The organism is Escherichia sp. WS3227_2 (assembly GCF_046486495.1).
GTDB classification, from domain to species: domain Bacteria; phylum Pseudomonadota; class Gammaproteobacteria; order Enterobacterales; family Enterobacteriaceae; genus Escherichia; species Escherichia coli.
In genome coordinates this window covers 19,760-39,208 of sequence record NZ_JBJQLG010000009.1, presented here as the reverse complement: position 1 = coordinate 39,208, position 19,449 = coordinate 19,760, and the positions used below count along the sequence as shown (strand labels likewise).

General features: G+C 52.4%; 21 protein-coding genes and 1 pseudogene. 18 read left to right on the top strand and 4 right to left on the bottom strand.

From position 1 onward, the window contains the following. Nucleotides 1–29 precede the first annotated feature (29 nt). Together fliA and ACJHXB_RS14045 are read right to left on the bottom strand one after the other, a co-directional pair. The gene (fliA, locus tag ACJHXB_RS14050; RefSeq protein WP_001087467.1) at nucleotides 30–749 is read right to left on the bottom strand and encodes an RNA polymerase sigma factor FliA; all 720 of its coding nucleotides are present in this window, start codon (nucleotides 747–749) and stop codon (nucleotides 30–32) included. A 319-nt stretch (nucleotides 750–1,068) separates the two neighbouring features. After that, nucleotides 1,069–2,757 (bottom strand): FliC/FljB family flagellin, encoded by a 1,689-nt coding sequence (locus ACJHXB_RS14045; RefSeq protein WP_000079748.1) that lies wholly within the window; start codon nucleotides 2,755–2,757, stop codon nucleotides 1,069–1,071. Between the two features lie 265 nt (nucleotides 2,758–3,022). Between ACJHXB_RS14045 and fliD the strand changes: the two genes are divergently transcribed. From fliD to amyA, 4 genes are all read left to right on the top strand, one after another. Continuing rightward, nucleotides 3,023–4,429, top strand: coding sequence for a flagellar filament capping protein FliD (fliD, locus tag ACJHXB_RS14040; RefSeq protein WP_000146793.1), 1,407 nt, complete (start codon nucleotides 3,023–3,025; stop codon nucleotides 4,427–4,429). Nucleotides 4,430–4,453: 24 nt separating this feature from the next. Then, on the top strand, nucleotides 4,454–4,864 hold the full coding sequence (gene fliS, locus ACJHXB_RS14035; RefSeq protein WP_000270663.1) for a flagellar export chaperone FliS: 411 nt from the start codon (nucleotides 4,454–4,456) through the stop codon (nucleotides 4,862–4,864). Further along, the gene (gene fliT / locus ACJHXB_RS14030) at nucleotides 4,864–5,229 is read left to right on the top strand and encodes a flagella biosynthesis regulatory protein FliT (RefSeq protein WP_001015036.1); all 366 of its coding nucleotides are present in this window, start codon (nucleotides 4,864–4,866) and stop codon (nucleotides 5,227–5,229) included. Before fliS ends, fliT begins: the two co-directional genes overlap by 1 nt. 77 nt (nucleotides 5,230–5,306) lie before the next feature. Beyond that, complete coding sequence (gene amyA, locus ACJHXB_RS14025) at nucleotides 5,307–6,794, top strand: alpha-amylase (protein WP_001245703.1); 1,488 nt, start codon at nucleotides 5,307–5,309, stop codon at nucleotides 6,792–6,794. Between the two features lie 33 nt (nucleotides 6,795–6,827). On the opposite strand, the gene yedD is transcribed toward amyA, so the two are convergent. Further along, the gene (gene yedD, locus ACJHXB_RS14020; protein ID WP_001353137.1) at nucleotides 6,828–7,241 is read right to left on the bottom strand and encodes a lipoprotein YedD; all 414 of its coding nucleotides are present in this window, start codon (nucleotides 7,239–7,241) and stop codon (nucleotides 6,828–6,830) included. A 186-nt stretch (nucleotides 7,242–7,427) separates the two neighbouring features. Here yedD and yedE point away from each other — a divergent pair, with 186 nt between their 5' ends. The 5 genes and pseudogenes from yedE to ACJHXB_RS13995 all read left to right on the top strand — a co-directional run. Next, nucleotides 7,428–8,633: a selenium metabolism membrane protein YedE/FdhT gene (gene yedE / locus ACJHXB_RS14015; protein WP_000118897.1), complete on the top strand. Its 1,206-nt coding sequence runs from the start codon at nucleotides 7,428–7,430 to the stop codon at nucleotides 8,631–8,633. Beyond that, nucleotides 8,630–8,863, top strand: a complete 234-nt coding sequence (yedF, locus tag ACJHXB_RS14010) for a sulfurtransferase-like selenium metabolism protein YedF (RefSeq protein WP_000790504.1) — start codon at nucleotides 8,630–8,632, stop codon at nucleotides 8,861–8,863. Before yedE ends, yedF begins: the two co-directional genes overlap by 4 nt. A gap of 108 nt (nucleotides 8,864–8,971) precedes the next feature. Next, a complete protein-coding gene (locus ACJHXB_RS14005) occupies nucleotides 8,972–9,640 on the top strand; it encodes an SOS response-associated peptidase (RefSeq protein ID WP_000334570.1) in 669 nt (222 codons plus the stop codon). A gap of 110 nt (nucleotides 9,641–9,750) precedes the next feature. Then, the gene (locus ACJHXB_RS14000; RefSeq protein ID WP_000494158.1) at nucleotides 9,751–10,230 is read left to right on the top strand and encodes a GNAT family N-acetyltransferase; all 480 of its coding nucleotides are present in this window, start codon (nucleotides 9,751–9,753) and stop codon (nucleotides 10,228–10,230) included. 253 nt (nucleotides 10,231–10,483) lie between these two features. Then, a pseudogene (locus ACJHXB_RS13995) lies at nucleotides 10,484–10,630 on the top strand (integrase); the annotation flags it as partial. A 17-nt stretch (nucleotides 10,631–10,647) separates the two neighbouring features. Here the strand turns inward: ACJHXB_RS13995 and fliE are convergent. Further along, entirely contained in the window at nucleotides 10,648–10,962 is a 315-nt protein-coding gene (gene fliE, locus ACJHXB_RS13990; RefSeq protein WP_001301376.1) for a flagellar hook-basal body complex protein FliE, read from the bottom strand. Between the two features lie 214 nt (nucleotides 10,963–11,176). Here fliE and fliF point away from each other — a divergent pair, with 214 nt between their 5' ends. From fliF to fliN, 9 genes are all read left to right on the top strand, one after another. Continuing rightward, nucleotides 11,177–12,835 carry a flagellar basal-body MS-ring/collar protein FliF gene (fliF, locus tag ACJHXB_RS13985; RefSeq protein ID WP_000994438.1) on the top strand — a complete coding sequence of 553 codons (1,659 nt, stop codon included), beginning with the start codon at nucleotides 11,177–11,179 and terminating at the stop codon, nucleotides 12,833–12,835. Further along, nucleotides 12,828–13,823, top strand: coding sequence for a flagellar motor switch protein FliG (fliG, locus tag ACJHXB_RS13980; protein WP_000067950.1), 996 nt, complete (start codon nucleotides 12,828–12,830; stop codon nucleotides 13,821–13,823). The genes fliF and fliG overlap by 8 nt, the downstream gene beginning before the upstream one ends. Further along, nucleotides 13,816–14,502, top strand: a complete 687-nt coding sequence (gene fliH / locus ACJHXB_RS13975) for a flagellar assembly protein FliH (protein ID WP_001282659.1) — start codon at nucleotides 13,816–13,818, stop codon at nucleotides 14,500–14,502. The genes fliG and fliH overlap by 8 nt, the downstream gene beginning before the upstream one ends. After that, nucleotides 14,502–15,875, top strand: coding sequence for a flagellar protein export ATPase FliI (gene fliI / locus ACJHXB_RS13970; RefSeq protein ID WP_000213277.1), 1,374 nt, complete (start codon nucleotides 14,502–14,504; stop codon nucleotides 15,873–15,875). Before fliH ends, fliI begins: the two co-directional genes overlap by 1 nt. Before the next feature lie 18 nt (nucleotides 15,876–15,893). After that, nucleotides 15,894–16,337: a flagellar export protein FliJ gene (gene fliJ, locus ACJHXB_RS13965; RefSeq protein ID WP_000807584.1), complete on the top strand. Its 444-nt coding sequence runs from the start codon at nucleotides 15,894–15,896 to the stop codon at nucleotides 16,335–16,337. Continuing rightward, a complete protein-coding gene (locus ACJHXB_RS13960; protein WP_097446960.1) occupies nucleotides 16,334–17,461 on the top strand; it encodes a flagellar hook-length control protein FliK in 1,128 nt (375 codons plus the stop codon). The genes fliJ and ACJHXB_RS13960 overlap by 4 nt, the downstream gene beginning before the upstream one ends. Nucleotides 17,462–17,565: 104 nt before the next feature. Next, entirely contained in the window at nucleotides 17,566–18,030 is a 465-nt protein-coding gene (fliL, locus tag ACJHXB_RS13955; RefSeq protein ID WP_000133118.1) for a flagellar basal body-associated protein FliL, read from the top strand. Nucleotides 18,031–18,034: 4 nt separating this feature from the next. After that, complete coding sequence (gene fliM, locus ACJHXB_RS13950) at nucleotides 18,035–19,039, top strand: flagellar motor switch protein FliM (RefSeq protein ID WP_001295641.1); 1,005 nt, start codon at nucleotides 18,035–18,037, stop codon at nucleotides 19,037–19,039. Beyond that, on the top strand, nucleotides 19,036–19,449 hold the full coding sequence (gene fliN / locus ACJHXB_RS13945) for a flagellar motor switch protein FliN (RefSeq protein ID WP_001282091.1): 414 nt from the start codon (nucleotides 19,036–19,038) through the stop codon (nucleotides 19,447–19,449). The genes fliM and fliN overlap by 4 nt, the downstream gene beginning before the upstream one ends.

Below are 19,449 nucleotides of genomic sequence, written 5' to 3'. Positions count from 1 at the left end.
TCAAAATTAAAGTGCGGCATTTACTGACGTTATAACTTACCCAGTTTAGTGCGTAACCGTTTAATGGCCTGGCTGTGTAACTGACTGACCCGCGATTCCCCGACCTCCAGCACCGCGCCAATCTCTTTGAGATTCAGCTCTTCCTGGTAATAGAGGGTTAATACCAGTTTTTCGCGCTCCGGCAACGTTTCGATGGCTTCCATCACCCGCTGGCGCAGATTACTGTCCAGCAGTTGTTGTAGCGGGTTTTCTCGCTGATGATCATCAGTAACCAGTTCGATGCTATCGCCGTGCTCTTCGCGCCACTCATCGTAGGAGAAGAGCTGGCTGTTATTGGTGTCGAGCAACATTTGGCGATAGTCGGCAATATCGATCCCTAAACGTTCCGCTACCTCAGTTTCCGTGGCGTTGCGGCCAAGTTCCTGCTCCAGTTGCCCTATTGCCTGTGCCACTTCACGCGCGTTGCGTCGCACGCTGCGCGGCACCCAGTCACGGCTGCGAAGTTCATCCAGCATAGCGCCACGGATACGCTGCACTGCGTAAGTTGTAAATGCCGTTCCTTGTAGGGCGTCATAGCGTTCGACGGCATTAAGTAACCCAATGCCGCCCGCCTGTAGCAGATCGTCAAGTTCCACGCTCGCGGGCAGTCGAACCTGCAGGCGCAATGCTTCGTGACGCACCAGCGGGACATAACGCTGCCACAGCGAGTGTTTATCCATTACACCTTCAGCGGTATAGAGTGAATTCACGATAAACAGCCCTGCGTTATATGAGTTATCGGCATGATTATCCGTTTCTGCAGGGTTTTTAATCGGACGATTAGTGGGTGAAATGAGGGGTTATTTGGGGGTTACCGGTAAATTGCGGACAGAAAAAACCCCGCCGGTGGCGGGGGATCACGTTGCTGACAAATTACGCTTCATGTTGCCGGATGCGGCGTAAACGCCTTATCCGGCCTACAAAAATGTGCAAATTCAATAAATTGCAATTCACCTTGTAGGCCTGATAAGCGCAGCGCATCAGGCAATTTGGCGTTGCCATCAGTCTCAGTTAATCAGGTTAGGACGATTAGCCCTGCAGCAGAGACAGAACCTGTTGCGGTACCTGGTTGGCTTTTGCCAGCACGGAGTTACCGGCCTGCTGAATGATCTGCGCTTTCGACATGTTGGACACTTCGGTCGCATAGTCGGCGTCCTGAATACGGGACTGCGCTTCAGACAGGTTGGTAGTGGTGTTGTTCAGGTTGGTGACCGCGGAATCCAGACGGTTCTGGATAGCACCCAGGGATGAACGGAACTTATCGATCTGGCTGATTGCCTCATCCAGGGCTTTCAGCGGATCGGTGGTGGTTGCGGCTTTGGTTGCAGCGTCGGTAGTGAAATCACCATCCGCTTCTACATAGACCGCTTTACCTGAACCGTTGGTTACAGAGCCATCTTTCTGCAGATACAGTTTAGTGGTGTTATCAGTAGTCAGGGAACCATCTTTGCTGGTGTAGGACTGAGCAGTAGTCCCGCCGATAGTCACTTTACCATCAGTACCTACGGTCAGACCTGTAGCGCCAGTACCAACAGTAAAGCCCGTAGATTTAGTCGCTGACTGCAGAGAATCAGCACTGATACGAACACCGGTCAGACCAATATTACCGTTAGCAGCAATATCAATATTAGTGCCATCTTCAGTAGTGATGGTTGAAGCAACACCAGAGCCCTGAAGGCCAGTCAGAGTAGCCAGTTTAGCAGAGGTCAAGCCAGCACTGTTCTGAGTCAGGTTACCTGTACTGTCGATATATAATGCAGAACCATCTTTTGCTGTAATCTTACCATCACTGGCCAGAACGACATCAACCGATGTCGTACCAACGGTTACTTTCAGATTTGCGGTATCACCTGCTTTCGGCGTCAGGAAGGACTGAACCTGGGCAGCAGTATTATTGGCGCTTGAAGCTACGTCGTAAGTGAAGTCGCCTTTTGCTGGGTCATAAGTATAGTCATTGGAAGTCAGCGCACTGGAATCACCGAAGCCATTATTAATGGTTGCAGTAATTGCAGAAGTCGGAGCACTGCCGTCTTTGATGCTAGCAATAACATCTGCAGCAGTGGATTCTTTATAACCAGCACTGACAGTATAAGTAACTGTACCATTTGCGTCTGCTGCACCCGGTGCAGAGAGTTGAGCAGCGGTTAAATCAGCTTTAGTTGCTGCAGTATTCGCCACAGAACCAGAACCGTTAACGTTAAAACCTGTCAGGTTCAAGGTAGAAGAGTCAATCTTCTTCAGGTCGATAGTGATGGTCTGGCCATCGTTCGCGCCAACCTGAATTTTCATGGAACCGTCTTTTGCCAGCACGTTCACGCCGTTGAACTGGGTCTGACCGGATACGCGATCAATTTCGTCCAGACGGGATTTAATTTCGTCCTGGATAGAGTCCAGGTCAGACTGGGAGTTGGTACCGGTGGTTGCCTGAACGGTCAGTTCACGCACACGCTGTAAGTTGTTGTTGATTTCGGACAGCGCGCCTTCAGTGGTCTGTGCAACAGAAATACCGTCGTTGGCGTTACGTGCAGCCTGAGTCAGGCCTTTAATGTTAGAAGTAAAACGGTTAGCAATCGCCTGACCTGCGGCGTCATCCTTCGCGCTGTTAATACGCAAGCCAGAAGACAGACGCTCGATAGAACTCGACAGCGCAGACTGGTTCTTGTTGATATTATTTTGAGTGATCAGCGAGAGGCTGTTGGTATTAATGACTTGTGCCATGATTCGTTATCCTATATTGCAAGTCGTTGATTACGTATTGGGTTTCCACCCGTCGGCTCAATCGCCGTCAACCCTGTTATCGTCTGTCGTAAAACAACCTTTAGAATTTTTTTCACAAACAGCCATTTTTTGTTAGTCGCCGAAATACTCTTTTCTCTGCCCCTTATTCCCGCTATTAAAAAAAACAATTAAACGTAAACTTTGCGCAATTCAGGCCGATAACCCCGGTATTCGTTTTACGTGTCGAAAGATAAAAGGAAATCGCATGGCAAGTATTTCATCGCTGGGAGTCGGGTCAGGTCTGGATTTAAGTTCAATCCTTGATAGCCTCACCGCCGCGCAAAAAGCGACGCTAACCCCCATTTCAAATCAGCAATCGTCGTTTACCGCTAAACTTAGCGCCTACGGTACGCTGAAAAGCGCGCTGACGACTTTCCAGACCGCCAATACTGCATTGTCTAAAGCCGATCTTTTTTCCGCCACCAGCACCACCAGCAGCACCACCGCATTCAGTGCCACCACTGCGGGTAACGCCATCGCCGGGAAATACACCATCAGTGTCACCCATCTGGCGCAGGCGCAAACCCTGACCACGCGCACCACCAGAGACGATACGAAAACGGCGATCGCCACCAGCGACAGCAAACTCACCATTCAACAAGGCGGCGACAAAGAGCCGATCACCATTGATATCAGCGCGGCTAACTCGTCGTTAAGCGGGATCCGTGATGCCATCAACAACGCAAAAGCAGGTGTAAGCGCAAGCATCATTAACGTGGGTAACGGTGAATATCGTCTGTCAGTCACATCGAATGACACCGGCCTTGATAATGCGATGACGCTCTCGGTTAGCGGTGATGATGCGCTACAAAGTTTTATGGGCTATGACGCCAGTGCCAGCAGCAACGGCATGGAGGTCTCGGTCGCCGCCCAGAATGCGCAGCTGACGGTCAACAACGTCGCCATTGAGAACAGCAGCAACACCATCAGCGACGCGCTGGAAAACATCACCCTGAACCTGAACGATGTCACCACGGGCAACCAGACGCTAACCATCACTCAGGACACCTCCAAAGCGCAAACGGCGATTAAAGACTGGGTGAATGCCTATAACTCGCTAATAGATACCTTCAGCAGCCTGACCAAATACACCGCCGTAGATGCGGGAGCTGATAGCCAGAGTTCTAGCAATGGCGCACTGCTCGGCGACTCCACGTTGCGGACGATTCAGACGCAGTTGAAGTCGATGCTGAGTAATACCGTTAGTTCTTCCAACTATAAAACGTTGGCGCAGATTGGTATCACGACCGATCCCAGCGATGGCAAACTGGAGCTGGATGCCGACAAACTCACCGCTGCATTGAAAAAAGATGCCAGCGGCGTAGGTGCATTGATTGTTGGCGATGGTAAAAAAACCGGCATCACGACCACCATCGGCAGCAACCTGACCAGTTGGCTTTCGACAACGGGCATTATTAAAGCCGCTACCGATGGCGTTAGTAAGACCCTGAATAAGTTAACTAAAGACTATAACGCCGCCAGCGATCGCATTGATGCGCAGGTCGCTCGCTACAAAGAACAATTTACCCAGCTGGACGTTTTAATGACCTCGTTAAACAGCACCAGCAGCTACTTAACGCAGCAGTTCGAAAACAACAGTAATTCCAAGTAATCATTATTTATCGGGAGACAGGTCATGTACGCGGCAAAAGGCACCCAGGCCTATGCACAAATTGGCGTCGAAAGCGCCGTAATGAGCGCCAGCCAGCAACAGCTGGTCACCATGCTATTTGATGGAGTGCTGAGCGCACTGGTTAGAGCGCGCCTGTTTATGCAGGACAACAATCAGCAAGGCAAAGGCGTCTCTTTGTCAAAAGCGATCAACATCATTGAGAACGGGCTGCGGGTGAGTCTTGATGAAGAGAGCAAAGACGAACTAACCCAAAACTTGATTGCTCTTTATAGCTATATGGTCAGGCGCTTGCTGCAAGCCAATTTACGCAACGATGTCTCCGCAGTCGAAGAAGTGGAAGCATTAATGCGCAATATTGCCGATGCCTGGAAAGAGTCTTTACTCTCCCCTTCATTGATTCAGGACCCAGTCTGATGAACCATGCACCGCATTTGTATTTCGCCTGGCAACAACTCGTCGAAAAAAGCCAGCTCATGTTACGCCTGGCAACAGAAGAACAGTGGGACGAACTCATCGCCAGCGAAATGGCGTATGTGAATGCGGTGCAGGAGATTGCACACCTGACTGAAGAGGTTGAGCCGTCCACCACGATGCAGGAGCAACTCCGCCCGATGCTGCGCCTGATTCTCGATAACGAAAGCAAGGTGAAGCAGTTATTACAGATTCGGATGGATGAACTGGCGAAACTGGTCGGTCAGTCATCGGTGCAAAAATCAGTGTTAAGTGCCTATGGCGATCAGGGCGGCTTTGTGCTGGCTCCGCAGGATAACCTCTTTTGAATCTTAACGAGCCGATGGCTCGCGAATAATCCGATTACGGCTACGCTTCTAATGTTCCCCTTGAATGGAGTCGAAGAATGCGTAATCCCACGCTGTTACAATGTTTTCACTGGTATTACCCGGAAGGCGGTAAGCTCTGGCCTGAACTGGCCGAGCGCGCCGACGGTTTTAATGATATTGGTATCAATATGGTCTGGTTGCCGCCCGCCTATAAAGGCGCATCGGGCGGGTATTCGGTCGGCTACGACTCCTATGATTTATTTGATTTAGGCGAGTTTGATCAGAAAGGCAGCATCCCTACTAAATATGGCGATAAAGCACAACTGCTGGCCGCCATTGACGCCCTGAAACGTAATGACATTGCGGTGCTGCTGGACGTGGTAGTCAACCACAAAATGGGCGCGGATGAAAAAGAAGCTATTCGCGTGCAACGTGTAAATGCTGATGACCGTACGCAAATTGATGAAGAAATCATTGAGTGCGAAGGCTGGACGCGTTACACCTTCCCCGCCCGTGCCGGGCAATACTCGCAGTTTATCTGGGATTTCAAATGTTTTAGCGGTATCGACCATATCGAAAACCCTGATGAAGATGGCATATTTAAAATTGTTAACGACTACACCGGCGAAGGCTGGAACGATCAGGTTGATGATGAACTCGGTAATTTCGATTATCTGATGGGCGAGAATATCGATTTTCGCAATCATGCCGTGACGGAAGAGATTAAATACTGGGCGCGCTGGGTGATGGAACAAACACAATGCGACGGTTTTCGTCTTGATGCGGTCAAACATATTCCGGCGTGGTTTTATAAAGAGTGGATCGAACACGTACAAGAAGTTGCGCCAAAGCCGCTGTTTATTGTGGCAGAGTACTGGTCGCATGAAGTCGATAAACTGCAAACGTATATTGATCAGGTGGAAGGCAAAACCATGCTGTTCGATGCGCCGCTGCAGATGAAATTCCATGAAGCATCGCGCATGGGACGCGACTACGACATGACGCAGATTTTCACGGGTACATTAGTGGAAGCCGATCCTTTCCACGCCGTAACCCTCGTTGCCAACCACGACACCCAACCGTTGCAAGCCCTCGAAGCACCGGTCGAACCGTGGTTTAAACCGCTGGCGTATGCTCTAATTTTGTTGCGGGAAAATGGCGTTCCTTCGGTATTCTATCCTGACCTCTATGGCGCGCATTACGAAGATGTTGGCGGTGACGGGCAAACCTATCCGATAGATATGCCAATAATCGAACAACTTGATGAGTTAATTCTCGCCCGTCAGCGTTTCGCCCACGGTGTACAGACGTTATTTTTCGACCATCCGAACTGCATTGCCTTTAGCCGCAGTGGCACCGACGAATATCCCGGCTGCGTGGTGGTCATGTCGAACGGGGATGATGGCGAAAAAACCATTCATCTGGGAGAGAATTACGGCAATAAAACCTGGCGTGATTTTCTGCGGAACCGGCAAGAGAGCGTAGTGACCGACGAAAACGGCGAAGCAACCTTCTTTTGCAACGGCGGCAGCGTCAGCGTGTGGGTTATCGAAGAGGTGATTTAAATTCATCCCCGGCGGCAAGCCGGGGAGATTTCATTACGGCAGTGGCGTCGGTAACGGCGCTTTATCCAGCGCGGCGGCACACTCTGCCGTCGGGCGATCCACACGCTCCATCGTCATACCATCGTACTCAATGGTGTTACCGTCACGCTCAACCTCGTACAGCTCCCGTTTCACGGTAACGTTAGTGAGATCATCAGACATCAATGTCAACTTACCCGGCACGGCAATCACCCGCTGCCACTGACGACAATCCAGGGTATCGCCCTCTTTAGTGACAATCAGGCTGCCTATCGCTTCCGGACTGACCAGCGCACTTTGCGGCCCTTTGGTCTGCCAGTAGCCCGCCAGCCAGTCCGGCGCGGGGGTTTTCACGACATTGTTATAGTTTTCGACTTCGGCACAGCCCGCCAGCAACATGAGCGCGCCTGCAATTGCGAGTTTTTTCATCATTCGTCCTGCATGAGAAGAAAAGAGGATTGTGGCATTAAAGCCCTGATGTCGCCAGCCTTTCCAGGTTCAGAGAGAAATTTGATCTAACTATTATTTTTGTGAATTATTACCCTGAAAATAAATTTGCTTGATGTATGATTCGCGACTCTTGTTTCAAACCTTCTGAGTTCAGAGGCTACATACATGTCATGGCAGCAATTCAAACACGCCTGGTTGATTAAATTCTGGGCACCCATCCCTGCGGTCATCGCGGCGGGTATTCTCTCCACTTACTACTTTGGCATCACTGGCACCTTTTGGGCTGTCACGGGTGAATTTACCCGTTGGGGCGGTCAGCTTCTGCAGCTGTTCGGCGTCCATGCTGAAGAGTGGGGTTATTTTAAAATTATCCATCTGGAAGGATCGCCATTAACCCGCATCGACGGGATGATGATCCTCGGTATGTTTGGCGGCTGCTTTGCTGCAGCGCTGTGGGCCAACAATGTCAAACTACGCATGCCGCGCAGCCGTATCCGCATTATGCAGGCCATTATTGGCGGCATTATCGCCGGTTTTGGCGCGCGTCTGGCAATGGGCTGTAACCTGGCGGCGTTCTTTACCGGCATTCCTCAGTTCTCGCTGCATGCCTGGTTCTTTGCCATCGCCACTGCCATTGGTTCATGGTTTGGCGCGCGCTTTACCCTGCTGCCCATCTTCCGTATTCCCGTGAAAATGCAGAAAGTTTCTGCCGCCTCACCGCTGACGCAAAAACCGGATCAGGCGCGGCGTCGTTTTCGTCTCGGGATGCTGGTCTTTTTCGGCATGCTGGGCTGGGCACTGCTGACGGCGATGAACCAACCAAAACTGGGGCTGGCAATGCTGTTTGGCGTCGGCTTTGGTTTACTGATTGAACGTGCGCAAATCTGCTTTACTTCGGCGTTCCGCGATATGTGGATCACCGGACGTACCCACATGGCGAAAGCAATCATTATCGGTATGGCGGTAAGTGCCATCGGGATCTTCAGTTACGTACAGTTAGGCGTTGAACCCAAAATCATGTGGGCGGGACCAAACGCGGTAATTGGTGGTTTACTGTTTGGATTTGGCATCGTGCTGGCAGGCGGCTGCGAAACCGGCTGGATGTACCGCGCGGTAGAAGGCCAGGTGCACTACTGGTGGGTCGGTCTGGGCAATGTGATCGGCTCAACGATTCTGGCGTACTACTGGGATGATTTCGCTCCGGCGCTGGCCACCGACTGGGACAAAATCAACCTGCTAAAAACCTTTGGTCCGATGGGTGGCCTGCTGGTGACATATTTGCTGCTGTTTGCTGCGCTGATGTTGATTATCGGCTGGGAAAAACGCTTCTTCCGCCGTGCGGCACCGCAGACTGCTAAGGAGATCGCATGAAAAATATCGTTCCTGATTACCGCCTTGATATGGTGGGTGAACCCTGCCCTTATCCGGCAGTCGCAACCCTTGAGGCGATGCCGCAGTTAAAAAAAGGTGAGATCCTGGAAGTGGTGAGCGACTGTCCGCAGTCGATCAATAATATTCCACTGGATGCGCGTAATCACGGCTATACGGTGCTGGATATTCAGCAAGACGGGCCGACCATTCGTTATTTAATTCAGAAGTAATCCCTCATTCCCGCTGTGGCCAACAGCGGGAACATCGTTACCTCTGTATCACATAGATTTTACCCGCCCCCTCTCCTATTCTTTTCAGTATGATCTCAGGAGGTTGCTATGTGTGGACGCTTTGCCCAATCCCAAACGCGTGAAGATTACCTTGCGCTTCTCGCGGAAGATATTGAACGCGATATTCCCTACGATCCCGAACCCATTGGCAAATACAACGTCGCGCCAGGAACCAAAGTTCTTCTGCTCAGTGAACGTGATGAACACCTTCATCTGGATCCGGTTTTCTGGGGATATGCTCCCGGATGGTGGGATAAACCGCCGCTGATTAACGCCCGCGTAGAAACTGCGGCAACCAGTCGTATGTTTAAACCGCTCTGGCAACATGGTCGGGCAATCTGTTTTGCCGATGGCTGGTTTGAGTGGAAAAAAGAAGGCGACAAAAAGCAGCCTTATTTTATCTATCGTGCTGACGGACAACCTGTTTTTATGGCCGCGATAGGAAGCACACCATTTGAGCGTGGTGACGAAGCCGAAGGATTTTTGATCGTCACTGCGGCGGCAGATCAAGGTCTGGTAGATATTCATGACCGCCGCCCGCTGGTTCTGTCGCCAGAAGCTGCACGGGAATGGATGCGGCAAGAGATTAGCGGTAAAGAAGCCTCTGAAATTGCTGCCAGTGGCTGTGTGCCAGCAAACCAGTTCACCTGGCACCCGGTATCGCGCGCGGTGGGTAATGTTAAAAACCAGGGCGCGGAGTTAATTCAACCTGTTTGATAAGCCTGGAGATTATTGATCAACAATACTGCGTCATAAGAAATCTCTATTAGACAAAGATTTCATTACCTGTTGGCATATTGCAAAAATAACACCAATACGGAATCGTCATGTTCACGATTAAAACAGATGATCTCACCCATCCAGCAGTGCAAGCATTAGTGGCTTACCATATTTCCGGCATGCTGCAGCAGTCTCCCCCCGAAAGCAGTCATGCTTTAGATGTGCAAAAATTACGTAACCCGGCAGTGACATTCTGGTCAGTATGGGAAGGCGAACAACTCGCAGGAATTGGTGCGCTGAAGTTGCTGGATGATAAACATGGCGAACTGAAATCAATGCGTACCGCGCCAAATTATTTACGTCGAGGTGTCGCCAGTCTGATTTTACGCCACATTTTGCAGGTCGCCCATGACAGATGCCTTCATCGCCTGAGCTTAGAAACGGGTACACAGGCTGGATTTACGGCCTGCCATCAACTTTATTTGAATCATGGTTTCGTTGATTGCGAACCGTTTGCTGATTATCAACTTGATCCACACAGTCGATTTTTGTCATTGACGCTATGCGAAAATAATGAATTGCCATGAGCCAGACGCAGCACATTCTTGCATTCGACGTGCTGCGCCTTTATTCATCACCAGCCGCATATGTCTTGTCCTTAGACGCTCCTTCCACATGCGCCACAAGAAACCTCTATTCCAGTGACACAATTATGCCTAATTATTTCCATTGCCCGGAATATGAATAAAAACATCAACAAAGATTAAATTATTCAAACGTTACTGTTGCGTCAGTGGTCGTAGCAACATCCGACGTGGTGATGTGTGTTAAAGGAGACGCTCTGATGCTCAGATGGTTTATCGCGTTTACGGATCGTGGATGGCAGAAAACAATCAGGATCAGGTATCCATTTTAAACCAGAAATTGATTGAGTTTGCCCCATCCATGCCCCACGCTGTGGGATCGGATGTAATTAAACAAGCATAGTCAACAGGTTACACAACCTACACCTGCATGCTCATCACTTCCTGATACGCCGCCACCAGCTTATTACGCACCTGAATCCCCATTTGCATTGAAACTGAGGCTTTTTGCATATCGGTCATCACATCGTTTAACGCCACGCCGGGTTCACCGAGAGTGAATTTTTCTGCCTGCGTGCGGGCGGCTGTTTGTGTATCGCTTATGCGATCGAGCGCGGCGTGCAGCTGCCCGGCAAAACTAATGGTCGGTTGCGGCAGTGATTCCTGCGCACGTGCACTCATCGCCGTGGTCTGTAACTGGCTGATAACCCCTTCAATCCCCTGTATCGCTGACATTTTCATCTCCCGGATAATTTCTGGTAGCAAAGCCTACCAGTAAGTCAATAAGACAAAGGCGCTAAATAGCAACAAAAAAACGGGTTTATTGGCGGATAGAAAAAAACGAAAGCACAAATAATGGGAGCGTCAATTTTTCGAGTTTGCTGACCCGGGAGTGAGTCTTGTTCCACTTTGCCAATAACGCCGTCCATAATCAGCCACGAGGTGCGCGATGAATGCGACTGCAGCCCAGACAAAATCTCTTGAGTGGCTTAATCGCCTGCGTGCGAATCCGAAAATTCCATTGATTGTTGCCGGTTCCGCAGCAGTGGCGGTCATGGTCGCACTGATCCTGTGGGCGAAAGCCCCCGACTACCGCACATTATTCAGCAATCTTTCCGATCAGGATGGTGGCGCAATTGTCAGCCAACTGACGCAAATGAATATTCCTTACCGCTTCAGCGAAGCCAGCGGCGCTATTGAAGTTCCGGCAGATAAAGTTCACGAACTGCGTCTGCGCCTGGCACAACAAGGTTTGCCCAAAGGCGGCGCGGTCGGTTTCGAACTGCTCGATCAGGAAAAGTTTGGTATCAGCCAGTTCAGCGAACAGGTGAATTATCAGCGGGCGCTGGAAGGCGAGCTTTCTCGTACCATCGAAACTATCGGCCCGGTAAAAGGGGCGCGCGTACATCTGGCAATGCCGAAACCGTCTTTATTCGTCCGTGAACAAAAATCCCCTTCTGCATCGGTGACGGTAAATCTGTTACCCGGCCGCGCACTCGATGAAGGGCAAATTAGCGCCATTGTGCATCTGGTTTCCAGCGCGGTTGCTGGTCTGCCGCCGGGGAACGTCACGCTGGTGGATCAGGGTGGACATCTGTTAACCCAGTCCAATACCAGCGGGCGCGATCTTAATGACGCTCAGTTGAAATATGCCAGCGATGTCGAAGGCCGGATTCAGCGGCGTATTGAAGCGATCCTGTCGCCAATTGTTGGTAACGGTAATATTCACGCCCAGGTTACGGCGCAACTGGACTTCGCCAGTAAAGAACAAACGGAAGAACAGTATCGCCCTAACGGTGATGAATCTCAGGCGGCGCTTCGTTCACGCCAGCTTAATGAGAGCGAGCAAAGCGGTTCCGGTTATCCGGGCGGCGTACCGGGGGCGTTGTCGAATCAACCGGCTCCAGCGAATAACGCGCCAATCAGCACGCCTCCGGCAAATCAAAATAACCGTCAGCAGCAGGCGAGCACCACCAGCAATAGTGGGCCGCGTAGCACACAGCGGAATGAAACCAGTAACTACGAAGTCGATCGCACCATTCGTCATACCAAAATGAACGTGGGCGATGTGCAACGTCTGTCCGTCGCGGTAGTGGTGAATTACAAAACCTTGCCAGATGGCAAACCGTTGCCTCTCAGCAACGAACAGATGAAGCAAATTGAAGATCTGACCCGCGAGGCGATGGGCTTTTCTGAAAAACGCGGTGATTCGCTCAATGTTGTTAACTCGCCGTTCAATAGCAGTGACGAAAGCGGTGGAGAACTGCCGTTCTGGCAACAGCAAGCGTTTATCGATCAGTTAATGGCTGCCGGCCGCTGGTTGCTGGTACTGCTGGTGGCGTGGCTGCTGTGGCGGAAAGCGGTACGCCCGCAGCTAACACGTCGCGCTGAGGCGATGAAAGCTGTGCAGCAACAGGCGCAGGCCCGCGAGGAAGTGGAAGATGCGGTGGAAGTCCGCCTGAGCAAAGACGAACAACTCCAACAACGGCGCGCTAACCAACGTCTGGGGGCAGAAGTCATGAGCCAGCGTATCCGTGAAATGTCTGATAACGATCCGCGCGTGGTGGCGCTGGTCATTCGCCAGTGGATAAATAACGATCATGAGTAACCTGACAGGCACCGATAAAAGCGTCATCCTGCTGATGACCATTGGCGAAGACCGGGCGGCAGAGGTGTTCAAGCACCTCTCCCAGCGCGAGGTGCAAACCCTGAGCGCTGCAATGGCGAACGTTACGCAGATCTCCAACAAGCAGCTAACCGATGTGCTGGCGGAGTTTGAGCAAGAAGCTGAACAGTTTGCCGCACTGAATATCAACGCCAACGATTATCTGCGTTCGGTATTGGTCAAAGCTCTGGGTGAAGAACGTGCCGCCAGCCTGCTGGAAGATATTCTCGAAACCCGCGATACCGCCAGCGGTATTGAAACGCTCAACTTTATGGAGCCGCAGAGCGCCGCCGATCTGATTCGCGATGAGCATCCACAAATTATCGCCACCATTCTGGTGCATCTGAAGCGCGCCCAGGCCGCCGATATTCTGGCGTTGTTCGATGAACGTCTGCGCCACGACGTGATGTTGCGTATCGCCACCTTTGGCGGTGTGCAGCCTGCCGCACTGGCGGAGCTGACCGAAGTACTGAATGGCTTGCTCGACGGTCAGAATCTCAAGCGCAGCAAAATGGGCGGCGTGAGAACGGCAGCCGAAATTATCAACCTGATGAAAACTCAGCAGGAAGAAGCCGTTATTACCGCCGTGCGTGAATTCGACGGCGAGCTGGCGCAGAAAATCATCGACGAGATGTTCCTGTTCGAGAATCTGGTGGATGTCGACGATCGCAGCATTCAGCGTCTGTTGCAGGAAGTGGATTCCGAATCGCTGTTGATCGCGCTGAAAGGGGCCGAGCAGCCACTGCGCGAGAAATTCCTGCGCAATATGTCGCAACGTGCCGCCGATATTCTGCGCGACGATCTCGCCAACCGTGGTCCGGTGCGTCTGTCGCAGGTGGAAAACGAACAGAAAGCGATTCTGCTGATTGTGCGCCGCCTTGCCGAAACTGGCGAGATGGTGATTGGCAGCGGCGAGGATACCTATGTCTGATAATCTGCCGTGGAAAACCTGGATGCCGGACGATCTTGCGCCACCACCGGCAGAGTTTGTGCCAATAGTCGAGCCGGAAGAAACCATCATTGAAGAGGCCGAACCCAGCCTTGAGCAGCAACTGGCGCAACTGCAAATGCAGGCCCACGAGCAGGGTTATCAGGCGGGGATTGCCGAAGGTCGCCAGCAAGGTCACGAACAGGGCTATCAGGAAGGACTGGCCCAGGGGCTGGAACAAGGTCTGGCAGAGGCGAAGTCTCAACAAGCGCCAATTCATGCCCGGATGCAGCAACTGGTCAGCGAATTTCAAACTACCCTTGATGCGCTTGATAGTGTGATTGCTTCACGCCTGATGCAGATGGCGCTGGAAGCGGCACGCCAGGTGATCGGTCAGACGCCAACGGTGGATAACTCGGCACTGATCAAACAGATCCAACAGTTGTTGCAGCAAGAACCGTTATTCAGCGGGAAACCACAGCTGCGCGTACACCCGGATGATCTGCAACGTGTGGATGATATGCTCGGCGCAACCTTAAGTTTGCATGGCTGGCGCTTGCGGGGCGATCCCACACTCCATCCTGGCGGCTGTAAAGTCTCCGCCGATGAAGGCGATCTCGACGCCAGTGTCGCCACTCGCTGGCAAGAACTCTGCCGTCTGGCAGCACCAGGAGTGGTGTAATGACCACGCGCCTGACTCGCTGGCTAACCACGCTGGATAACTTTGAAGCCAAAATGGCGCAGTTGCCTGCGGTACGTCGCTATGGACGATTAACCCGCGCTACCGGGCTGGTGCTGGAAGCCACCGGATTACAATTGCCGCTCGGCGCAACCTGTGTCATTGAGCGCCAGAACGGCAGCGAAACGCACGAAGTAGAAAGCGAAGTCGTTGGCTTTAACGGTCAACGGCTGTTTTTAATGCCGCTGGAGGAAGTGGAAGGTGTCCTGCCCGGCGCGCGTGTATATGCCAAAAACATTTCGGCAGAAGGGCTGCAAAGCGGCAAGCAGTTGCCGCTCGGTCCGGCGTTATTAGGTCGTGTTCTGGACGGTAGCGGTAAACCGCTCGATGGCCTGCCCTTCCCCGATACGACGGAAACCGGTGCGCTGATTACCCCGCCATTTAACCCGTTGCAACGTACACCGATTGAACATGTGCTGGACACCGGCGTGCGCCCAATCAATGCCCTGCTTACCGTCGGGCGCGGGCAGCGTATGGGGCTGTTTGCCGGGTCGGGCGTTGGTAAAAGTGTGCTGCTGGGGATGATGGCACGTTACACCCGCGCCGATGTCATTGTCGTGGGTTTGATTGGTGAACGTGGGCGCGAAGTAAAAGATTTTATTGAGAATATCCTCGGTGCCGAAGGGCGTGCACGCTCCGTGGTGATTGCCGCTCCGGCGGATGTTTCTCCGCTCCTGCGAATGCAGGGTGCCGCCTATGCCACACGCATTGCCGAAGATTTTCGCGATCGTGGTCAGCATGTGTTGCTGATTATGGACTCCCTCACCCGCTACGCGATGGCCCAGCGTGAGATTGCGCTGGCGATTGGCGAACCACCTGCCACTAAAGGTTATCCACCGTCGGTGTTTGCCAAATTACCGGCACTGGTCGAGCGTGCCGGAAATGGCATTAGCGGCGGCGGCTCGATTACCGCGTTTTATACCGTGCTCACCGAAGGCGATGACCAGCAGGACCCCATTGCCGACTCCGCGCGAGCCATCCTCGACGGTCATATTGTGCTGTCTCGCCGACTGGCGGAAGCCGGGCACTATCCGGCTATCGATATTGAAGCGTCGATCAGCCGCGCAATGACGGCGTTGATCAGTGAGCAACATTACGCGCGAGTGCGCACCTTCAAACAACTGTTGTCGAGTTTTCAGCGTAACCGAGATCTGGTTAGCGTCGGCGCGTATGCCAAAGGCAGCGATCCGATGCTCGACAAAGCCATCGCCCTGTGGCCGCAGCTGGAGGGCTATTTACAACAAGGCATTTTTGAACGCGCGGACTGGGAAGCGTCTCTCCAGGGGCTGGAGCGTATTTTCCCGACAGTGTCATAACCCAGGAGATAACGGCAGATGGCAGAACATGGTGCGCTGGCGACCCTGAAAGATCTGGCAGAAAAAGAGGTAGAGGATGCCGCGCGCCTGCTGGGTGAAATGCGTCGCGGATGTCAGCAGGCGGAAGAACAGCTCAAAATGCTGATCGATTATCAGAATGAATATCGCAATAACCTCAATAGCGATATGAGTGCCGGGATGACCAGCAACCGCTGGATCAACTATCAGCAGTTTATCCAGACGCTGGAAAAAGCCATTACTCAGCATCGCCAGCAACTTAATCAGTGGACGCAGAAAGTTGACATTGCCCTGAACAGCTGGCGAGAAAAGAAACAACGTTTGCAGGCCTGGCAAACACTGCAGGAACGGCAATCCACGGCGGCACTGCTTGCAGAAAACCGCCTCGATCAGAAAAAGATGGATGAGTTCGCCCAGCGCGCCGCCATGAGGAAACCTGAATGATTCGCATAGCGCCCTTGATTACCGCTGACGTTGATATCGCCACATTGTCTGGCGGCAAAGCCAGCGATGCTGCACAAGATTTTCTCGCGTTGTTGAGCGAAGCATTAACAGGCGAGGCAACAACCGACAAAGCGACTCCCCAGTTGCTGGTGGCAACAGATAAGCCCACGACAAAAGGCGAGCCGCTGGTCAGCGATATTGTTTCCGACGGGCAACAAGCGGATTTACTGATCCCTGTGGATGAAACACCGCCTGTCATCAACGACGAACAATCCACATCAACACCGTTAACCACCGCTCAGACGATAACGTTGGCTGCGGCGGCTGACAACAATACGACAAAAGACGAAAAAGCGGATGATCTTAATGAAGACGTCACCGCCAGCCTGAGCGCTCTTTTTGCGATGTTGCCGGGTTTTGACAATACGCCCAAAGTGACTGATGTGCCGTCAACCGTGTTACCGACAGAGAAACCAACGCTCTTCACAAAACTGACTTCTGCGCAACTCACAACAGCACAGCCTGATGACGCCCCCAGCACACCAGCTCAGCCATTAACACCGCTGGTAGCAGAAGCCCAGAGTAAAGCGGAAGTCATCAGCACACCTTCGCCGGTGACTGCTGCCGCCAGCCCGCTAATCACTCCACACCAGACACAGCCACTGCCTACCGTCGCCGCGCCTGTTTTGAGTGCACCGCTGGGTTCTCACGAATGGCAACAATCATTAAGCCAGCATATTTCGCTGTTCACCCGCCAGGGGCAACAAAGTGCAGAGTTGCGTCTGCACCCACAGGATTTAGGTGAAGTGCAAATCTCCCTCAAAGTGGATGATAACCAGGCGCAAATCCAGATGGTTTCACCGCATCAACACGTACGCGCCGCCCTGGAAGCAGCGCTTCCGGTACTGCGTACGCAGCTGGCCGAAAGTGGCATTCAGTTAGGGCAAAGCAACATCAGTGGCGAAAGCTTTAGTGGTCAGCAGCAGGCCGCTTCCCAACAACAGCAAAGCCAACGCACAGCAACCCATGAACCTCTGGCGGGGGAAGACGACGATACGCTTCCGGTTCCCGTCTCTTTACAAGGGCGTGTAACAGGCAACAGCGGCGTTGATATTTTCGCCTAACGTCAGAGGTAGCACCGTAATCCGCGTCTTTTCCCCGCTTTGTTGCGCTCAAGACGCAGGATAATTAGCCGATAAGCAGTAGCGACACAGGAAGACCGCAACACATGACTGATTACGCGATAAGCAAGAAAAGCAAGCGATCGCTTTGGATCCCGATTCTGGTATTCATTACCCTCGCGGCCTGTGCCAGCGCAGGTTACAGCTACTGGCATTCGCATCAGGTTGCCGCTGAAGACAAAGCGCAGCAACGCGTCGTGCCCTCCCCGGTCTTCTATGCGCTGGATACCTTTACGGTCAATCTGGGCGATGCGGATCGCGTGCTTTATATCGGCATAACCCTGCGACTGAAAGATGAAGCTACCCGCTCGCGGCTGAGTGAGTATTTGCCGGAAGTCCGTAGCCGTTTGCTGTTACTGTTTTCGCGTCAGGATGCTGCCGTACTGGCGACAGAAGAAGGCAAGAAAAAACTGATTGCCGAGATTAAAACCACACTTTCCACCCCGCTTGTTGCCGGGCAACCGAAACAGGATGTCACCGACGTGCTGTATACCGCTTTTATTCTGCGATAACGACATGGGCGATAGTATTCTTTCTCAAGCTGAAATTGATGCGCTGTTGAATGGTGACAGCGAAGTCAAAGACGAACCGACAGCCAGTGTAAGCGGCGAAAGTGACATTCGTCCGTACGATCCGAATACCCAACGACGGGTTGTGCGCGAACGTTTGCAGGCGCTGGAAATCATTAATGAGCGCTTTGCCCGCCATTTTCGTATGGGGCTGTTCAACCTGCTGCGCCGTAGCCCGGACATTACCGTCGGGGCCATCCGCATTCAGCCGTACCATGAATTTGCCCGCAACCTGCCGGTGCCGACCAACCTGAACCTTATCCATCTGAAACCGCTGCGCGGCACAGGGCTGGTGGTGTTCTCACCGAGTCTGGTGTTTATCGCCGTGGATAACCTGTTTGGCGGCGATGGACGCTTTCCGACCAAAGTGGAAGGTCGCGAGTTTACCCATACCGAACAGCGCGTCATCAACCGCATGTTAAAGCTGGCGCTTGAAGGCTATAGCGACGCATGGAAGGCGATTAATCCGCTGGAAGTTGAGTACGTACGTTCGGAAATGCAGGTGAAATTTACCAATATCACCACCTCGCCGAACGACATCGTGGTTAACACGCCGTTCCATGTGGAGATTGGCAACCTGACCGGCGAATTTAATATCTGCCTGCCATTCAGCATGATCGAGCCGCTACGGGAATTGTTGGTTAACCCGCCGCTGGAAAATTCGCGTAATGAAGATCAGAACTGGCGCGATAACCTGGTGCGCCAGGTGCAGCATTCACAGCTGGAGCTGGTCGCCAACTTTGCCGATATCTCGCTACGCCTGTCGCAGATTTTAAAACTGAAACCCGGCGACGTCCTGCCGATAGAAAAACCCGACCGCATCATCGCCCATGTTGACGGCGTCCCGGTGCTGACCAGTCAGTACGGCACACTCAACGGTCAATATGCGTTACGGATAGAACATTTGATTAACCCGATTTTAAATTCTCTGAACGAGGAACAGCCCAAATGAGTGACATGAATAATCCGGCCGATGACAACAACGGCGCAATGGACGATCTGTGGGCTGAAGCGTTGAGCGAACAAAAATCAACCAGCGGCAAAAGCGCTGCCGACGCGGTGTTCCAGCAATTTGGCGGTGGTGATGTCAGCGGAACGTTGCAGGATATCGACCTGATTATGGATATTCCGGTCAAGCTGACCGTCGAGCTGGGCCGCACACGAATGACCATCAAAGAGTTATTGCGTCTGACGCAAGGATCAGTCGTGGCGCTGGACGGTCTGGCGGGCGAACCGCTGGATATTCTGATCAACGGTTATTTAATTGCTCAGGGCGAAGTTGTCGTAGTCGCTGATAAATATGGCGTGCGGATCACCGATATCATTACTCCGTCTGAGCGGATGCGCCGCCTGAGCCGTTAG